General features: G+C 44.9%; 14 protein-coding genes. 5 read left to right on the top strand and 9 right to left on the bottom strand.

The genetic code is table 11. The features are described 5' to 3' along the window. Window positions 1-15: 15 nt before the first annotated feature. From B4G81_RS12075 to B4G81_RS12050, 6 genes are all read right to left on the bottom strand, one after another. Window positions 16-450, bottom strand: a complete 435-nt coding sequence (locus tag B4G81_RS12075; protein WP_294082837.1) for a thioredoxin family protein — start codon at window positions 448-450, stop codon at window positions 16-18. A gap of 128 nt (window positions 451-578) precedes the next feature. Beyond that, on the bottom strand, window positions 579-872 hold the full coding sequence (locus tag B4G81_RS12070; RefSeq protein ID WP_294082836.1) for a PG0541 family transporter-associated protein: 294 nt from the start codon (window positions 870-872) through the stop codon (window positions 579-581). Window positions 873-915: 43 nt separating this feature from the next. Then, window positions 916-4,038: an efflux RND transporter permease subunit gene (locus B4G81_RS12065; protein WP_294082835.1), complete on the bottom strand. Its 3,123-nt coding sequence runs from the start codon at window positions 4,036-4,038 to the stop codon at window positions 916-918. A 103-nt stretch (window positions 4,039-4,141) separates the two neighbouring features. After that, the gene (locus B4G81_RS12060; protein ID WP_294082834.1) at window positions 4,142-5,164 is read right to left on the bottom strand and encodes an efflux RND transporter periplasmic adaptor subunit; all 1,023 of its coding nucleotides are present in this window, start codon (window positions 5,162-5,164) and stop codon (window positions 4,142-4,144) included. A gap of 69 nt (window positions 5,165-5,233) precedes the next feature. Then, window positions 5,234-6,688: a TolC family protein gene (locus tag B4G81_RS12055; protein WP_294082833.1), complete on the bottom strand. Its 1,455-nt coding sequence runs from the start codon at window positions 6,686-6,688 to the stop codon at window positions 5,234-5,236. Between the two features lie 135 nt (window positions 6,689-6,823). Further along, a complete protein-coding gene (locus tag B4G81_RS12050) occupies window positions 6,824-7,432 on the bottom strand; it encodes a TetR/AcrR family transcriptional regulator (RefSeq protein WP_294082832.1) in 609 nt (202 codons plus the stop codon). Between the two features lie 262 nt (window positions 7,433-7,694). On the opposite strand from B4G81_RS12050, the gene B4G81_RS12045 reads away from it, so the two are divergent. From B4G81_RS12045 to B4G81_RS12030, 4 genes are all read left to right on the top strand, one after another. Then, window positions 7,695-9,998, top strand: a complete 2,304-nt coding sequence (locus B4G81_RS12045; RefSeq protein WP_294082831.1) for an NADP-dependent malic enzyme — start codon at window positions 7,695-7,697, stop codon at window positions 9,996-9,998. A gap of 24 nt (window positions 9,999-10,022) precedes the next feature. Further along, the gene (locus tag B4G81_RS12040; protein WP_294082830.1) at window positions 10,023-11,375 is read left to right on the top strand and encodes a TrpB-like pyridoxal phosphate-dependent enzyme; all 1,353 of its coding nucleotides are present in this window, start codon (window positions 10,023-10,025) and stop codon (window positions 11,373-11,375) included. A gap of 447 nt (window positions 11,376-11,822) precedes the next feature. Continuing rightward, a complete protein-coding gene (locus B4G81_RS12035; protein ID WP_294082829.1) occupies window positions 11,823-12,371 on the top strand; it encodes a chromate transporter in 549 nt (182 codons plus the stop codon). Between the two features lies 1 nt (window position 12,372). Continuing rightward, a complete protein-coding gene (locus B4G81_RS12030; protein WP_294082828.1) occupies window positions 12,373-12,930 on the top strand; it encodes a chromate transporter in 558 nt (185 codons plus the stop codon). A 102-nt stretch (window positions 12,931-13,032) separates the two neighbouring features. Here B4G81_RS12030 and topA read toward each other — a convergent pair whose 3' ends face one another. The 3 genes from topA to B4G81_RS12015 all read right to left on the bottom strand — a co-directional run bounded on the left by topA (window position 13,033) and on the right by B4G81_RS12015 (window position 16,581). Continuing rightward, complete coding sequence (gene topA, locus B4G81_RS12025; RefSeq protein ID WP_294082827.1) at window positions 13,033-15,444, bottom strand: type I DNA topoisomerase; 2,412 nt, start codon at window positions 15,442-15,444, stop codon at window positions 13,033-13,035. Window positions 15,445-15,630: 186 nt separating this feature from the next. Next, entirely contained in the window at window positions 15,631-16,230 is a 600-nt protein-coding gene (locus B4G81_RS12020; protein WP_294082826.1) for an IMPACT family protein, read from the bottom strand. 63 nt (window positions 16,231-16,293) lie between these two features. Then, window positions 16,294-16,581 carry a DUF6496 domain-containing protein gene (locus B4G81_RS12015; protein ID WP_294082825.1) on the bottom strand — a complete coding sequence of 96 codons (288 nt, stop codon included), beginning with the start codon at window positions 16,579-16,581 and terminating at the stop codon, window positions 16,294-16,296. A gap of 229 nt (window positions 16,582-16,810) precedes the next feature. Here B4G81_RS12015 and B4G81_RS12010 point away from each other — a divergent pair, with 229 nt between their 5' ends. Then, window positions 16,811-19,075, top strand: coding sequence for a patatin-like phospholipase family protein (locus B4G81_RS12010; protein WP_294082824.1), 2,265 nt, complete (start codon window positions 16,811-16,813; stop codon window positions 19,073-19,075). The last annotated feature ends 39 nt before the right edge of the window (window positions 19,076-19,114 follow it).

The following is a 19,114-nucleotide window of genomic DNA, read 5'->3' as shown; positions in this document are numbered from 1 at the left end:
TATAATAAAAGTTTATCATTTTGTTCTCTCCACTATTTTCTCCAGATTACCGGTGGACACGATCCCCATAACACGCTTTGCTTCGGTATCACCGTTAAATATCAACAGGTTGGGTATTCCGGAAATATTGTATTTATAAAAATAATCCATATTCTCTTCAATATCCATAGCATAGAAATGAACACCCTGGAGATTTTTTGCATCTAACTGTTCTATGTTGTAGCGCATCTTTTGGCATAATTCGGAATCTTTCCTATAGAAATAGAGAAAGGTGGTACCCTCTTTATCGAAGTCGATTTCATTTAACTCCGTCAACAGGGAGTCTTCTTCCATCAACAAGGGGATATTACGGACATCCTTTCCGGTAAGAATTCCCATCAACAGAGTGAATAGAAGGATTGCCGATAAAAAATGCCAGGATTTGAGATAAAATGTTTGCTGATTGTCCATATTCCCTATCCATTCAAGATTTTACTTTACAAAGATATATCACCGCAAAGCATCCTCTTTTAAGAACTTACCGAAATGGAATATTTGGTCACCCAACGCCATAAAATCAACACCGGAGATTACCGCCCTCACATCATATCCTCAATATTCCAGACAAAGGCACGGAGTCCCAGATTAGGCGACTCATCATCGAGTTCTCTCAGATAATCCAGCAACAACCTCACCCTATCGTCTTCCACTATGGTGAGGATCGTTTTGTTTACCGAGGGCCATGCATGCGATCCATAATGCGGTTCTCCTCTCTTGGTCCCTCGTCCGTGTACCTCTTTCCATGCGGTGAATCCGCGTATATTGAGTGAACTCAGGTTGCCCACGATCTCATCGTAGTGCGCCTGGTCTAAAGTTATCATTACAGCTTTCATTTTTTTCAGAATAAAGAACAAAGACTTCTTAATTTTTCACTTTTCACTTCACCAATACCTCACGATGTTTCTTACGCCTCCTGTGCACGCCATAGCCCGCCATCATTGAATAGAGTGCCGGCACCAGTATAAGGGTGATGACGGTGGAGAAGGTCATACCTCCGATAATGGAGATACCCAACGCTTTCCACATCTCCGAGCCCTGTCCTGTACCTATAGCCAGCGGAACCATTCCAAGGATTGTTGTAAGGGTAGTCATCAATACGGGCCGCAGCCTGGAGCGTCCGCCATGCACTACGGCTGTAATAATAGACATCCCTCTCTCCCGGTTCAGATTGATATAGTCGATCAGCACGATAGCATTTTTCACCACCATCCCTACAAGCATGATCAATCCAACAAATCCCATGATGCCAAGAGGTTCTCCGGTAAGTGCCAAAAAGAGTATCGAACCGGTAAACGCAAACGGCACGGTAAGGATGATCATAAAAGGATAGGTGAGCGATTCGAATTGCGATGCCAAAACGATATATACCAGCAGGGAAACAATCATCAGGAGGAGTCCCAACTGAGAAAAAGATTCCTGCTGGTCTTCCAGTGATCCTCCTATCTCCATCTGCACTCCCGGTGGCAGATTCGCTTCTGCCACAATAGCATTCACATCGGTCACTACCTCACTCAGCGCACGTCCGTAAATGGTGCCCGTCACCGTGACAATACGCTGGCGGTCCTGGCGGTCGATCTGTGGAAGTGTGGAGGACTCCACTACTGTTCCCAGGTCGCGCACCCGTACTCCGGCTCCCATCGGATTATATATCAATATATTTTCGATATCTTCGATGGATTGGCGGTATTGCTCTTCATAACGTACACGGATGTCGTACTCTTCCCCTTCTTCACGATAACGCGACATGACAAGTCCGTTAATTCGATTTCTGATAGCATTGGAAGCCGTGCTCATGTTCAACCCATTCAATGCCAGTTTTTCACGATCGAACTGAATCTGGTACTCCATGCGGTAATCTTTTCTCGATACCGTGATATCACGTAAACCTTTCACTCCTTCCAGTTTCGTCTTCATTTCAGCGGCCAGCCGGTCGGTAGCTGCCAAATCATAGCCATATATTTCCAAAGCGACATTGCTTCCGCCGGTCATTCCCATATCGCCGCCACCCGGCATTACACGGAAACGATAGAGTTCCGGCATATTGCCCAGGTCCTGGCGTATTTCTTCCGAGATATCATATATAGTCTTTTTCCGGTTTCTGGCTTCCGTCAGGCGCATCCTATATGTCATGATATTGGAAGCATTTTCCTGCATGGCTGCCCAGGTATTATCTTCCGAAGCGGCTCCCACACTGAAAGAGACAATCTCAATTTCGGGGTATTTATCCCTCATCCCCTGTGCAATCCTCTGTCCGGCTTCGCGGGCTACTTCCATACGGGTTCCGGTAGGCATCTCTACGGTAATGGCAATTTCATTATTGTCCGATGCCGGCATGAATTCCGTCTTCAGCGTCACAGCGCTGATGATTACACTGATGATAAAAATCACCACTACTCCCAGTATGGTCAGGCGTCTCCTGCGGACCACCGAATTCACCAATCCGGCGTAAGAATGATCGATCCGGTTGAGTAGCGGTAAAATCCTTTTATTATACCACCTGTCAAAGGCCGATACCCTGGCATCTTTGCCCGACCGCATCATACCGGCACTCATCATTGGCGTTAGCGTCAAGGCTATGATCAGTGACAGGGAGATAATGATGGTCACCATCCATCCCAACTGTTTGAACATCACACCCGCAAAACCACCTACCATGGTCATCGGCAGGAATACTGCAATAATGGTCAAGGTAGAAGCAATCACAGAGAGGGAGACCTCTTCCGTACCGTATACAGCCGCCTGTTTGACCCGGCTTCCCCGCTCAATATGGGTGGTGATATTCTCCAGTACCACAATGGCATCGTCCACTACCATACCGATAGTGATGGAAAGTGCCGAGAGCGAAATGATATTGATGCTGTTTCCTGTTAGGTAGAGATAAATAAATGATCCGATCAGCGAGATGGGGATACTCACCATGATGATGATAGTGGCACGCCACCGTCCCAGGAAGAAAAGCACGATGATACCGACAATAATCAGCGCCAGAAAGATTGTCTCCAGTAAGCTATTGATAGACACCTTGATATAATCGGAGGTATCCATCACGGTCACCAGTTTTATATCGGGAGGAAGATTCTTTTCCAGTACCGGCAATTGCGCATATACTGCATTGGCAATCGCAGTGGTGTTGGCGCCCGACTGTTTTTGTACCACGATAGAAGCACTTCTCTGTCCATTGGTATAACTTTCCTGTACACGCGATTCCAGTGTATCTTTCACTGAAGCCACATCCCTCAGATAGATGGCCCGTCCGTCATTACTACCTACAATGATATTGTTCAAGTCCCGACTGTCCTTGAATTCACCCTCCAGACGCAACATATAGGTCTGTGTGCCGATATCAAAATTCCCGGCTGGGACATTTACATTTTCAGAGGCAATCACCTGTGCGATTTGCTCCAAGGAGATATTGTAAGCTTCCAGTCTTTCGGGAATCACATTTACTTGTATTTCCCTCTCCGGCGCTCCACTGACAGAGACGGTACCCACTCCCGAAATACGGTTGAGCGGGTTGGCTACCTGCTCATCGAGTATCTTATACAGCGCCCCGGAGCTTTCTTCTGCCGTAGCGGAAAGCACCACCACCGGTATCATGTCGGAACTGAACTTCAAGATCATGGGATCTTCAGTACCGTCCGGCAAAAAGCCTGATACCATAGACACCTTGTCTCTCACATCGTTCATCACAGCATCCATATCGGTACCAAACTCAAATTCGAGCATGATCATCGACATTCCGTCCCTCGACTGGGAAGTGATCTCTTTGAGCTTCTCCGTGGAGTTCAGCACATCTTCGAGGGGACGGGTTACATTGGTCTCCACGTCTTCGGCGCCCGCTCCCGAGTAAGAAGTCATAACCGAGACTATATTTATATCGATATTGGGATAGAGGTCTATGGGCAATTGCCTATAGAACATGAACCCTATCAGCACAACGCCGATAAATATCAATGATGTTCCCACGGGGTTTTTCACCGCGGTTTCGTATATCTTCATTTAAACCAATTAAGAAATTAAGAATTATGGACTGAAATTTGAATTTTGGAATTTTATGATTTATGACTTATGATTGGGGACTGGGGCCTGGGGAACTATTCCATTATTCCACCACTTCAACCTCGCTCCCGTCAATCAAACCGGTATTTCCTTCTACAATTACCTTGTCGCCTTCCGTCAAGCCCGATACGATCTCATATTTATCATTAATCCGGACTCCCAGTTGCACTAATGTATAGATCGCTTTCCCCCCTTTTTCCACAAAAACATAGCGGTCGTTAGAACCGGTCTGCTTCAGGACCGATTTATCCGAGAGCAATGGACGTTCATTGGTGCCAAAATTCATCTTCACACGGGCGAACATGCCGGGGCGCAGCCTCTGGTCTGGGTTAGGCACTTTCACTTCCACGGTGAAGGTATGTGAAGCCGCATCAATCGTAGGATGGATCAGAGAGACACTTCCCTTGAAAACATCACCTCCCAGGGCATCTACCTGCACTTCTACCGGCATTCCGTTCACAACCTGCTTATAGTAAGACTCGGACACATTGATCTTCACTTTCACAGGATTGATACTCTCTATAGTAAGGATGGGCAGCTGTCCTGCCATATCACCCGGATCATAATTACGGGCTGTCACAACCCCGTTCACGGGGCTGGTGAGTGTCGTATTTTCATCCAGGTTATTCAAGGCATATTCCAATACGTCAAGTTGGGTTTTTGCCTGATCAAGCTGCTGTTTGGAAATACCCCCCACCTCATAAAGTTCTTTATACCGCTCATAATCACGTTTCAGTGTAGCAAACTGTATCTGCTGCTGCGAAAGGTTCGCATTGTCCATGGTTACCAACACCTGACCATGCCGAACCGGGGCGCCGACATCCACTTTAATCTCACGGATCCGCCCTCCCATGGCAGGGGCAATATTGTTCACCTGATCAGCCTCTACTGTAGCGGTGAATGTAGATATCTGATCCACCGGCACTAACTGCACCTCTTCCACACGTACCTTTGTTTTCTGCGAAGCTTCACTCTCAGCGTTTTTGGTACGATCCCCTCCCCCGCAGGAAGCAAGTAATGCAACTGCCAGTAATGGAGTTATTCTCAATAAACTACGTTGTTTCATATAATTATTAATGTATTTTGTTGAATGTAGGATTCGAAGGTTGGTCAATTATCCATCATTCTCCACTTTTCATTTTTCACTTACCGGTATAATATCATACCCCAGTACTTTCTCGAGGTCAGTTTTTGCGGAAAGATAATCATAAATAGCATTCCTGTACTGTAGTTCGGCATTCAGCACGGCCAGTGCCGCAGCATTGACATCCACGATGGTCCCCATACCTGTCTCATAACGTTTGAGGGTAATTTCATACCCTTTTCGCGCCTGTTCCACCGACGATTGTGTCGCTACTATCTGTTCTATATTTTTGTGGATAAGGTCGTAGTTATTGCGGATCGACAACCGAAGCCCCCTCTCCACATCCTTACGTTGTTCAGCAAGTTGCCATAGCTGTATCTGCGCCTGTTTCACATTATGATAACGTTGTCCGCCGCTAAAAAGTGGAATCTGAAGAGTAAAACCCAACATGGAATAGGGATCCCAGCGATAAGTACTAAATTTGAAATCGTTATTCTGGCTCATATATGTCCAATTGAAAGAGGTCACCAGTGAAGGTGCATATTGCAATTTCTGCAGTTCATACGCTTTTTTTGCCTGCTCTGCCTGCAGGTCGAATTGCCTGATATCACTATTGTTCATAAGGGACGTATCCGCCGGAATAATCGCATCGAACATGCTTTTCTCATAATCATCCAGGGAGCCGATCACCTTCATCGGCATATCACTATCGATCCCCATCAGCATTTTCAATTGGAGTTCAGCAATTCTCATCATATTTTCCGACTGCAGGATATTAGGGATAAGGCTTTTGAGCCTCACGTCGGCTGTGATCACATCATACTCAGCCACAATTCCCTGATTATAACGGTTGCGGATATCCTCGAGGTTGATAGAGTCCGTTTGGTATGTTTTCCTGAAAACATCGTGGCTATCCTGCGCCAATAAGAGGCTGAAGAATGATTTCTTTACCTGGTTCACCAGATCAATACGCGACGCACGTGCTTTCTCTATGGATAATTGAATATCCACCTCGCTCATCTGAATATTTTTCCAGAGCGAAGGCACCACCAAAGGCAGGCTCACATTCAATCCGCCCGACCAGACATTGAAACGGCCCATCTGTATCCCTTCCCCACTATCAGTACCGCCTCCGGGCATCATCACTTTTTGGAGCACTTCCAATACGCGCAATTCTTCGTCAGTATAATCGCCCGGATCAAAACCTCCTCCACCCAAACCGAAACCTTCGTCAAAATAAACCGTCTGCCTTTTGATGGCACGCTGGTACTGCCCAATCAGGTCCATCTGCGGCATAAGTGCGCCATATGCCGCTTTCTTCGCATACTGCTTCTTGGTGATTTCCATATCGGCCACCTTCACCGTGGGATTCTCGCTCAAGGCGATCTCCAACGCCCGATTCAAATCGATCAGCAAACTATCGGGTTGTTGTGCCGCTGTCTCCGATAAGCCGGCAAGTACCCGCACCAGCAGCAATAAAAACAGTATTATACTTCGTTGATTCATTATAATCGTTTCTTTTTTCTTTTTTATACTTCAACTCATTGCTGTTTTAAACGACTCTCGTCCATCAGTTTCCGCTCTTCATTCCATTCCGGACACTTTTAATATACCATGGATCTCTTTAGTGCATGAACCGGCTCAATTGGATTTTTGTTGCTGTAAATAAGCGTCTATAATACTGATTCCTTTTCCGGTCATAATCCCCCGCACAAAATTGATCATCATCGTATAGAAGAGCTCATTAAAAGAGAAAGGAGGCTTTTCAAGGTAGGAGGCACGGATATAAGTGTAGGTACTTTCTTCTACCAGAAAGGCGGCTACATCCACATTCAGATCCTCACGGATATATCCTTCTTTAATTCCTTTCAACAAAAAATTTCTCAAATGGGTTTTATTAATTTCAGTACGCTTTTTCAATATCTTGTCAGCACTCGGATAATACTTCCGAATATCTTCAAAGAACTTCACACTACAATCCTGCGCACTTTCGTGCACTTCGATAATTTTGATAAATACCTCCACCGAATTTTGACATTGTGCGAAAAGAGATTCAAATTCTTCTTTTCTTTTATCACCAAACCAATGGAGCGTAGATAACAAAATATCTTCCTTATCCCTGAAATTCTCATACAATGTACGCTTGGAGATACCCATTGAGGACGCAATCTCATCCATCGACACATTCTTTATACCATATTTCCGGAACAGCTCGCCTGCTTTTTCTATTATGCGTTCATTTAATTCCATTTTATATTCATAAAACGAAGCAAAGGTAAGATAGAAAACTTAAAAACTCAAATTAGTTTTTTGAGTTTTAACATAGTTTACGGGAGTCTGACACATTCAAAGGCTCTGCATTCAAAAATTTCCCTGAAAAACCGCTTTTATGGAGTATGGAGACAGATAAAAAGTGATAATCGTACCCTAAATTCTCTAAAAATTATAATCTGTCGCTATTATTTTATAATTTTGTACGATTTTGTATTTTCATTCCTCAATAACAATCAAAATGGCAAACAATAAACTGCATGACGACGCACTAGCCTACCATTCGCAAGGGCGTCCGGGAAAAATAGAAGTTATTCCGACCAAACCCCATAGTTCTCAACGAGACCTCTCGCTGGCCTACTCACCGGGAGTAGCTGAACCTTGTCTTGAAATCGAAAAAGATCCGCAGACAGCCTATGATTACACCTCAAAAGGCAATCTGGTAGCTGTGATCTCCAACGGTACAGCCGTACTGGGTCTGGGTGATATTGGTGCCATGGCCGGTAAACCGGTGATGGAAGGGAAAGGATTACTCTTTAAAATATTCGCAGGAATCGACGTGTTTGATATCGAAGTAAACGAGAAAGATCCTGAGAAATTTATTGAGGTAGTGAAGGCTATCTCTCCCACTTTTGGCGGTATCAATCTGGAAGATATTAAAGCACCGGAATGTTTTGAAATCGAAGAGCGATTAAAAAGCGAATTGGATATTCCCATTATGCACGACGACCAGCACGGCACAGCCATCATCTCGGCATGCGGATTACTTAACGCATTGGAAATGAGCGGTAAAAAAATTGAAGATATCCGCATCGTGGTAAACGGAGCGGGGGCAGCTGCCAACTCTTGCACACAGCTGTACATTGCATTGGGAGCAAAACCGGAAAATATTGTGATGCTTGATTCAAAAGGAGTAATCAACACCTCCAGGACTGACCTGAACGATCGTAAAAAACCTTTTGCCACTACCCGCAATATTTCTACCCTGGAAGAGGCTATCAAAGATGCTGACATGTTCCTTGGGCTTTCGGTAGCTGACGTACTTACCCCTGATATGTTGCGATCGATGAATTCTAATCCTATTGTATTTGCATTGGCAAACCCGAATCCCGAAATATCCTATGAACTGGCGATGGAATCACGAAATGACATCATCTTCGCCACAGGACGCTCGGACTATCCCAACCAAATCAATAACGTGCTGGGATTCCCTTATATCTTCCGTGGTGCACTCGACGTACAGGCCACCGCTATCAATGAAGAGATGAAAGTTGCCACGGTCTATGCCCTTGCGGAGCTTACCAAGAAAGCGGTACCCGACGTGGTAAATGCAGCCTATAGCATCAAAAAATTAAGGTTCGGCAGAGAATATATCATTCCCAAACCATTGGATCCAAGGCTCCTGACCACTGTCGCTCCGGCAGTGGCAAAGGCTGCGATGGAATCGGGGGTGGCCCGCAAGCCGATTACCGACTGGGAAGAATACGATCATAAGCTGCGTGACTTGATGGGGTTGGACAACAAAATGATCCGTCGCCTGTTCGAGATGGCACGCCAAAACCCTAAAAGAGTGGTTTTCTCGGAAACAAACCATCTGAATATGCTCAAGGCAGCCGAAATGGCATATGCCGAAGGTATTTGTATGCCGGTGCTATTGGGAAACGAGGAGAAGATCGCGAACGTAGCGAAGGAAAACCAAATCAGCCTCGAGGGAATAGAAATTGTGAATCTGCGCCACGACCGCGAAGAAGGACGGCGTTTGCATTACGCCGAAATCCTTGCCCAAAAGCGGAAACGTAGAGGCATGACCTTTGACGAAGCTGCAGAAAAGATGTTCGAGCGGAATTATTTCGGAATGATGATGGTGGAAACGGGAGATGCCGACGCCATGATCACAGGTGTCTTCAGCAAGTATGCTGATACTACCGATATTGCCAAAGAGGTAATAGGCGTCCGCGACGGGTTGAACCATATCGGCGCAATGCATATCGTCAATACGAAAAAAGGTGTGCTTTTTCTGGCCGACACGCTCTTCAACCGCCATCCCGATACCGATGCGCTGATAGATATTGCCCGGCTGGCCAATGCCACCGTCAAGTTTTTCGCCCATGACCCGGTGATTGCCATGATTTCCTACTCCAATTTTGGTGCCGACTCGATAGGTAGTCCCGCTAGCGTACACAAAGTAGTGGATACATTGCATGAAAAATATCCCGAATTGGTGGTCGATGGCGAGATGCAGGTAAATTATGCACTCAACAAGGAATTGCGTGATAAGAAATATCCATTCTCATGCCTGCGTGATAAGGAAGTGAACACATTGGTATTTCCCAATCTCAGTTCCGCCAATTCAGCATATAAACTATTGAGGGAGACCGGTACAAATGACATCATTGGCCCTATCCAGATGGGACTGAAAAAACCGGTACATATCCTTGATGTGGAAACATCCGTACGCGATATCGTCCACATGGTAGCGGTAGCTGTAATTGATGCGATCGTGGAAGAAAACATCCTGACAAATCGGCTTACAAGGATTGAATAATAAAACCCCAATAATATGATGATAATGGAAAAAACAAAGAAATTCATTCTTCCGGAGACAGAGATTCCCACACAATGGTATAATGTGACGGCTGAAATGAAAAACAAACCTCAGCCCATGATTAACCCGCAGACAAAAGAGCCATTGAAAGCGGAAGATCTTTATCCCCTGTTTGCCGAAGAACTGTCACGCCAGGAGATGAATCAGACTGACGCGTGGATTGATATTCCGGAAGAGGTACGCGAGAAATATAAAATTTACCGCCCCAGCCCACTGGTACGTGCTACCGCTCTGGAAAGAGCACTCGATACGCCAGCACATATTTATTTTAAAAACGAAAGTGTGAGTCCCGTAGGATCGCACAAACTCAACTCTGCGCTACCACAGGCCTACTATAATAAGATAGAAGGAACTACCAACATCACTACCGAGACCGGCGCTGGACAATGGGGGACTGCACTGTCTTTTGCTGCCAAAACATTCGGACTGGAACTAGCAGTCTATATGGTAAAAATCAGTTACGAGCAAAAGCCCTACCGCCGCTCACTGATGCAGACATGGGGAGCACAGGTGATTCCTTCACCCAGTATGTCGACTAAAGCAGGACGCAAGATTCTTACCGAACATCCCAATTATCAGGGCAGCCTGGGAACAGCTATTTCCGAAGCGATTGAGTTGGCGATGCAGACACCCAAATGCAAATACACTCTGGGGAGTGTACTGAACCATGTAGCGCTCCATCAAACTATTATCGGTCTGGAAGCTGAAAAGCAGATGGCGATGGCTGACGAGTATCCCGATGTAGTAATCGGCTGTTTTGGCGGAGGCTCCAATTTCTCGGGTATCAGTTTTCCTTTTCTTCGCCATAATATCGCAGGAAAAACCACTACCCGCTTTATCGCAGCGGAACCGGCATCCTGTCCCAAACTGACCAGAGGTGAGTTCCGGTACGATTTCGGTGACGAGACAGGCTACACCCCACTGATCCCGATGTACACATTAGGACATAAATTTGCACCGGCTAATATCCATGCAGGCGGGCTGCGTTATCATGGTGCCGGTAGTATCGTGAGCCAACTATTGAAAGAGAAATTGATTGAAGCAGTAAGCGTCAAACAGTTGGAAACATTTGAAGCAGGTGTACTTTTTGCCCGTACCGAAGGTATTGTTCCCGCCCCCGAATCCACCCATGCTATCGCTGTGGCCGTTCGTGAAGCATTAAAAGCCAAAGAAGAGGGAAAAAAGAAGGTGATCCTGTTCAATCTTTCAGGACACGGCTTGGTAGATATGGCAGCCTATGATCAATATCTGGCGGGCGACTTGACTAATCATGAGGTTTCAGACGAAGAGATCGCTCGGTTTTTAGCGGAATCCTGACATGAGCAGACAGCAACTACAATCAATTACTGAATATCTCACGGAGTTTTGAATAGAAACCCAACCCTTCTGAAAATGAACAGTGTCGCATACAAGACGAAGGAAAGGGACAAAAAAATAACATAAATAATTTGGAAGTTTCATTTTTAGCCCCTATCTTTGGATACATAAAAATTGAATGAGTCATTGCCGCATTGGTCGATTGGGAAACTCATCAATTACATTTTATGAACCGAGACTCGTTTTTGGTATCAATGGCGGGCCGTAGCCTTCGGGATTCCGGTTTACCGGAACAGCGGATTACAAAGATACCGGGACACTCAAATCCTGTCATAAGGAGTTTCGTCTTATTCCACCGGTGCGGCTTTTTTATAAAAAGCAGATTAGCAAGAAGATATACTTCGATTGCAATCTGCTTTTCACTTTTTTAATCCGACGGAGCAAATAATGAAACAATATTGGGAAATTTTTCTTGTTTTTTTCAAGATTGGGGCTTTCACTTTTGGCGGGGGCTATGCCATGATTCCCCTTATCCGTAACGAAGTAGTCGACAAAAAAGGATGGCTGGAAGACGAGGAATTTATGGATATGCTTGCCATTGCTCAATCGATACCGGGTCCCATCGCACTCAATACAGCTCTGTTCGTAGGGAGTAAGCGATTAGGCTTCAAGGGGAGTCTCTTTTCGGGGGCAGGTGTCATTTTACCCTCGTTTATTGTAATTTTGCTTATCGCCCTGGTATTTACGCAATTCAAGGATAACCCGGTAGTGGAGCGCATTTTCAAAGGTATCCGTCCCGCAGTGGTAGCATTGATTGTTTCCCCGCTCTTCAGTCTGGGTAAATCAGCCGGAGTGAAATGGAAAAACCTCTGGATCCCCATCGTCGTAGCACTTGCGGTCTGGCAACTGAATATCTCCCCTATGTATATCGTTTTGACCGCTATTTTCTTAGGAATAACCCATTTTATTTATCTAAAAAAGAGAGTGAACAAGTAATATGGAATTATTGGATCTCTATCTGGCACTATTTGTATCGTTTTTCAAGATCGGGTTATTCGGTTTTGGAGGAGGGTATGCCATGCTGCCACTGATACAACATGAAATAGTGGATACCCACCAATGGATCACAATAAACGAGTTCACCGATATTGTGGCGATTTCCCAGACCACCCCCGGACCAATCGCCTTCAATTCGGCAACATATATCGGCTATTCTGCTGTAACAGAAATGGGATTCACTTCCGGTTATGGGATACTGGGTTCAGCTATCAGTACCTTGGCGGTAAGTCTCCCTTCTCTTATCCTGATGACACTTGTCACCGCCTTTTTCTTCCGCCTCAAAAACAATCCATGGATACAATCTGCGCTCTCCATTCTGAAACCGGCTATTATCGGGTTGATCGCTTCTGCTGCGCTTATACTGATTACTCCCTATAATTTTATCGACTACAAAAGTTGGATTATTTTTGGAGTAGTGCTGATAGCATCTCTCAAAAAAATAGATCCAATTCTGCTCATTTTCCTTTCCGGTGTGATTGGGTTGGTTCTTTACTGATTCCTTCGACCCTTTACTCTCCTGTCTGGATTCTTATCCTCCATCAAGTAAACGATCAAAAAAAACGCTCGTTATCAATATTAAATACCGATCCTGGTATTGTTATTTCTTTTTAGACGAAGCCTTTTTTTTCGTCGATTTTACTGCTGTTGACTTTCCGGCAGGCGTTTTCGTCGTAGATACTTTCGTCGTTCCTTTTCCCGTTTTGTGCTCTTTGGCATTCTCCGCATCAGAAATAATCTTACGACAATCCTCTAATAAGAGTTCTTCCGGTTTTCCGGTACTTTTCGGTATCTTATAATTCGATTTTTTATAGGCAATATAGGGTCCGTAACGACCATTCAATACTTGCAATTCAGGCTCCTCATCAAATGTCTTGATGACCTTTTCCCGGTCTTTTTTCTCTTTGGCCTCAATCAATTCGATTGCTTCATCGAGTTGAATCTCCAGCGGATCAACACCCTTGGGCAAAGAGACAAATTTATTGTTGTGACGGATATAAGGGCCGAACCGTCCTACACCGATTACCACCTCCTTATTCCTGAATTCACCTACAGTACGGGGCAATTCAAACAGTTTTAATGTCTCTTCAAGGGTAATAGTTTCGATAGATTGTGATTTCTGCAATGAAGCAAAAAGCGGTTTTTCCTCTTCCTCCTGTGTTCCGATCTGCGCCATGGCGCCATAACGACCGATCTTCACCGACACCTGGCGTCCTGTCTTGGGATCAGTTCCCAATACTCGTTCACCCGCCTTGTGTTCGGTACGCATTTGCGACGTTTCCTCCACAATAGGATGGAATATTTTATAGAAGTCGGCTATCGACTTATTCCACTGGGCTTTTCCCTCAGCAATCCTGTCAAAGTCTTTCTCTACATTCGCTGTAAAATTATAATCGATAATCGATGGGAAATATTCCACCAAAAAATCGTTTACAACCATTCCTATATCGGTAGGTACCAATTTATTCTTATCGGCACCCGCTATTTCTTTCTTGTTGCTATCTTTAATAACACCTTTTTTGAGGGTAAGGATATTATACGCCCTTTCCTCTCCTTCTACATTTGTTTTTTCTACATACTCCCGATTGATGATAGTGGAAATAGTTGGAGCATAAGTGGAAGGCCTGCCAATTCCCAGTTCTTCCATCTTTCTCACCAAGGCCGCTTCGGTAAATCTGGGAGGTCGCTGGGTAAACCGTTCAGTGGCATTGGTCTCCAGCATAGCAAGTTGTTCACCATGTTTCAAAGGAGGGAGCATACCTTCTTCATTCTCTCCATTTTCATCGTCGGTTCCTTCCAGATAAACGCGCAGGAATCCGTCGAATTTGATTACTTCACCATTCGCTACAAACTTGCCGTCGCCATTCGAGATACTAATATCGGCAGTAGTGCGTTCCAATTCAGCATCAGCCATCTGGGAGGCGATGGTACGCTTCCAGATCAACTCATAAAGCCGCCTTTCCTGAGCAGAACCTTCCACCTCATGTTCACTGATATAGGTAGGGCGAATGGCCTCGTGTGCCTCCTGTGCTCCCTTCGATCGGGTGGCATATTGGCGGCTTTTAATGTATTTTTCTCCGTATTGCCCACCGATCTCTGTCTTGGTGGTTCCGATTGCCAAAGAGGAAAGATGTACCGAATCAGTACGCATATAGGTAATTTTCCCCGACTCATAGAGTCTCTGGGCAACCATCATTGTCTGTCCTACCGAGAATCCCAGTTTGCGGGAAGCTTCCTGTTGCAGGGTAGAGGTAGTAAACGGGGGAGCAGGTGATTTCTTTACCGGGCGTACATGTACATCCCCCACAGTAAAAGTCGATGTCTTAAGTTTCTCTAACAGCGCTAATGCCTCGGCTTTGGTTTTTAACCGTTTATTATATTCAGCCTTGATCTCATAGTAGTGTCCATTTTCCTCTTTAGTGAAATGAGCCACGATACGGTAAGCGGCCTCCGATTTAAAATTCTGTATCTCGCGTTCCCGCTCCACTATAAGGCGTACGGCTACCGACTGTACCCGTCCGGCCGAAAGGGCAGGTTTTATCTTTCTCCATAATACGGGTGAGAGTTCAAAGCCCACAATACGGTCGAGCACCCGTCGTGCCTGTTGCGCATCTACCAGGTTTTGGTCGATCTTACGGGGTGTCTGAATGGCGCGTTGAATGGCATCCTTCGTGATCTCGTGGAAAACAATACGTCTGGTTTTATCTTCTTTCAGGTCCAACACATCATAGAGGTGCCAGGAAATGGCCTCCCCTTCACGGTCCTCATCGGAAGCCAGCCAAACCGTTTCTGCTTTTTTTGCCGCCGCCTTCAGTTCAGAGACAACCTTTTTCTTGTCGGCAGGAATTTCGTAGATCGGCATAAAGCCATTCTCTACATCAATACTGAAATCTTTTTTCTTCAGATCTCGAATATGTCCATAACTAGACATGACATGGAAATCCTTTCCGAGAAACCTCTCAATTGTCTTTGCCTTTGCCGGCGACTCAACGATAACCAGGTTTTTATCCATTCAAATGCTCTTTCTTTTTACAATATCCGGAATATTTTCTCTCAATTGAAATTAATTTTTTCGTCTTTTCTCACCTTTTATCTCTTATCATTCACGAAACAAGTTTTTCAATTTGGGTGCAAAAGTACTAAGTTTTGCGCAAGGAACAAGATTTTTTTCAGAAAAACCTTCATTATTAAAGTGTTTTTATGTTTGATATAGGGCTACTCCGTGAATGGAAGTCAGCATGTTAATGAGCTGAGATGTCAGCGACCGGCGTATTTCCAAATGCATCCGGCAGTTATCGGTAAAGTCCTGGGTCCATCGTATGGTATCAAATTGTTTTAACACACGCATCACCTCATTGAGTAAGAAATAATCAAATACTATTTCGATAATATCATCTACTGTTTTTTCCACTATCTCAGCATTGGCAATGGCGTCGGCAGCAGCTTCCTTGTATGCTTTGACCAGCCCTCCTGTTCCCAGGAGTGTACCGCCGAAATAACGCACCACAGTAATCAACACATCCGTCAGCCCAGCCGAATTGATCTGTCCCAGGATAGGCCTTCCTGCTGTTCCTGAGGGTTCCCCATCGTCATTAGAGCGGAAAATACTTTTCTCCCAACCCAGCATATAGGCCCAACAAATATGGCGGGCATCATAATATTTTTTCCGTTGCGCATCCAGGATTTCCCTCACCTTATCAGCGCTCTTCACCGGAAAGATATGGGCGATAAATTTACTCTTCTTCTCAGTTATGTACCCCTCGGCTGGATGGGTTACTGTTTTGTAAGTGTCATCCATACCGCAAAAGTAGTAAAAAGAGGTGAACAAAAATAATACCGGGAGAACTGTTTTCTCACCGGATTACTTTGACGGTCCTTTTTTGTCGGACTTCTTCGAGTCTGTTTTTCCTTTACCGGACTGTTTTTGCTTCGAAGAAGTTTCTTTACCTGATTTTTTAGAAGAGGATTCTTTTTTGTCAGGCTTTTTCGGCACCTTATATCCTGATTGATGGGCTTCAGAAATCCCTATGGCTACAGCCTGGTCTCTGTCAGTTACTTTTTTGCCGGAAGAGGTCTCCAATTCCCCTTTTTTAAATTCACGCATTACCTCTCCGATTTTTTCCTGTGCTTTTTTTGAATACTTAGCCATTTTCAGCTCCTTTCTTTTTTATATATAGCATTTATACAACACAACAACACAAATAAAGGTTTTTTATCTAACCTCTTATTTTATCAATATTTATATGCAAATAAATCTCTTTAACAGCTATGGCAAACACACTATTACCCATAAAAAATCGGCGGATATAGAATCCGTCGAAAACATAAGAATAACATTTTTGTTTATAATTATAAAGATACTATCTATAAAGATTGATATGCGTAAACCACTCATTTTATTTTTTACCCGCATTCTTTTTATTGCGGCGATTGTAGGTCAGGAAAATACTTCGGCCCTTATTCCTACGTCGGGAACACACAAAGACCGTCCGAAGGTAGGAGTAGTACTCAGTGGCGGGGGAGCCAAGGGTTTTGCTCACATAGGAACTCTCAAAGTATTGGAAGAAATAGGCATACCTATCGACTATATCGCCGGGACCAGTATGGGCGCCATTGTGGGCGGGCTTTATGCTATAGGATACGACACGCATACAATCGATTCGCTGATTAAGCAACAGGACTGGCCCCACCTGTTGAGCGACGGTGTATACAGGGAATACCTTCCAGCTTCATTGAAAGACAATCCGGAATTTATCTTTTCGCTGCCTTACGAAGTGCAGGTAAAAGAAAGAAAAGGGCAAGTACGGCTACCACAGGGTGTAGTCATCGGCCAAAACCTCTACAGCCTGTTTTCAAACCTTACAATAGGCTATCAGGGCTCCATGGATTTCAATGATTTCCCCATTCCGTTCGCATGTGTGGCTGCCGATACCCGTACTGCGAGTGAGGTAGTTCTCAGGGAAGGGAGCCTGCCTGAAGCTATACGGGCCAGTATGGCTATCCCGGGTATGTTTGCACCTGTAGAAAAAGATTCGATGCTGCTTATAGACGGAGGAATCATCAATAATTATCCGGTAGATGTGGTACGGGACATGGGGGCAGATATCGTAATCGGCGTAAGGATGCCCGACGATCAAAAGAAAATTGAGAAGGAGCGTGGCACACTTAGCGAAGTGATGAGCCAACTATTGGATTTTACCGGACAGGATAAACTAAAACAAAACATCGCCAATACCCATATACTCATCACGCCTAATATTTACCCATACGGAACGTTGGATTTTGAAAGTCCGGGCATCGACACCATCATAAACCGGGGAGAACAAGCCGCCAGGGAAAAGATGGACGAGCTTATAGCGCTGAAAAGAATGCTGGCCATACCGGATTCCGTAAAGGGAATGCAAAAGATTGAGAACCCCTATATCAAAATGGATACACTGAAAATAAGCAGTATCCGGTTCGAAGGCCTTTCAAAAGTTGAAGAGGAGGATATGATAAAAAGAATGGACCTACGGGACAACAAGATTACACGCCGGGAGTTGGAAGAGCTCACTTCCCAAATTTATGGGAGCGGGCTGTTCACCAAAGTTTTTTACCGGCTGGACGGACAATCACCATTCGATCTGGTATTCACGGTGGAGGAAAAGAGCCTTAACACAATCGATATCGGTCTGCGTTTCGACATAAGAGATTTGTCGGCCATCCTCGCACATACATCCATACGGCTCAATTCTTCGATGAATTCCGTTGTCGACGTCACAGCGCGTTTGAGTCGTAATTCCTATCTGGAAGTCAATTATACCCTCAACAGGGGTCCTTTTTACAGAGGTGGTATTACCGGCAAGATAAGCCTCAACGAAATTGACATCTATAAAAGAGGAGAATCCGCTTATAAGCTCGATTTCACAAGAAGCAACCTTCTCCTCAATTTTTCGGAATTTTATTTATACAACATACAGCTGCATTTGGGTGCATATATCGATAATTTCCATTTCCGGTCCAGACTTCGGAGCGAACCGAATTACCAGGCTTCAGGCTTGAAACTGAAGGACAAGATGTATATAAATTATTTCATCAAGGGAACTTACGATAATCTCAACAGGAGCTACCTACCCACTTCCGGGCAGTATTTATCCTTTCAATACGCCCTTCATACCGACAATCTCTATCAGATGTATGGTAAAGCACCTCTTAACGTATTGGATATAAACTTTTTTAAGCCATTCAGGTTGTCCAATAAACTCACCATCACCCCCGAAGTGTCGGGACGGGCTATTTTCAACGCCAATGACAGCATCCCGTTGGCATATGCCAATTTTGTAGGCGGACAATACAAAGGACATTACGTTCCCCAACAGATAGCATTGCAAGGATCGCGCGGTATGGAATTAATGAAAGACGCGGTAGGCATGCTCTCCACGGAAATCCGCTATCGCGTCGCTTCAAAGCAGCATCTTCTCTTGCGTTTGAATGGAATCGTGCATCACGACGAACTGCTGAAACTACTGGACGGCAAATATTTCTTTGGCGGAAGCATCGGCTACTCCAACCTCACCAGGCTGGGACCACTCTCACTCGAACTGGGATACTCCACCCTTTCCAAAACACTTTATCCTTTTGCAAGTATCGGGTACTATTTTTAGTTTCGTCTTTGATTTATCCTTAACACCCAAGGCTGCACA

Source organism: Proteiniphilum sp. UBA5384, from assembly GCF_002410825.1.
GTDB lineage: Bacteria > Bacteroidota > Bacteroidia > Bacteroidales > Dysgonomonadaceae > Proteiniphilum.
This window is presented reverse-complemented; position numbering and strand designations above follow the sequence as displayed.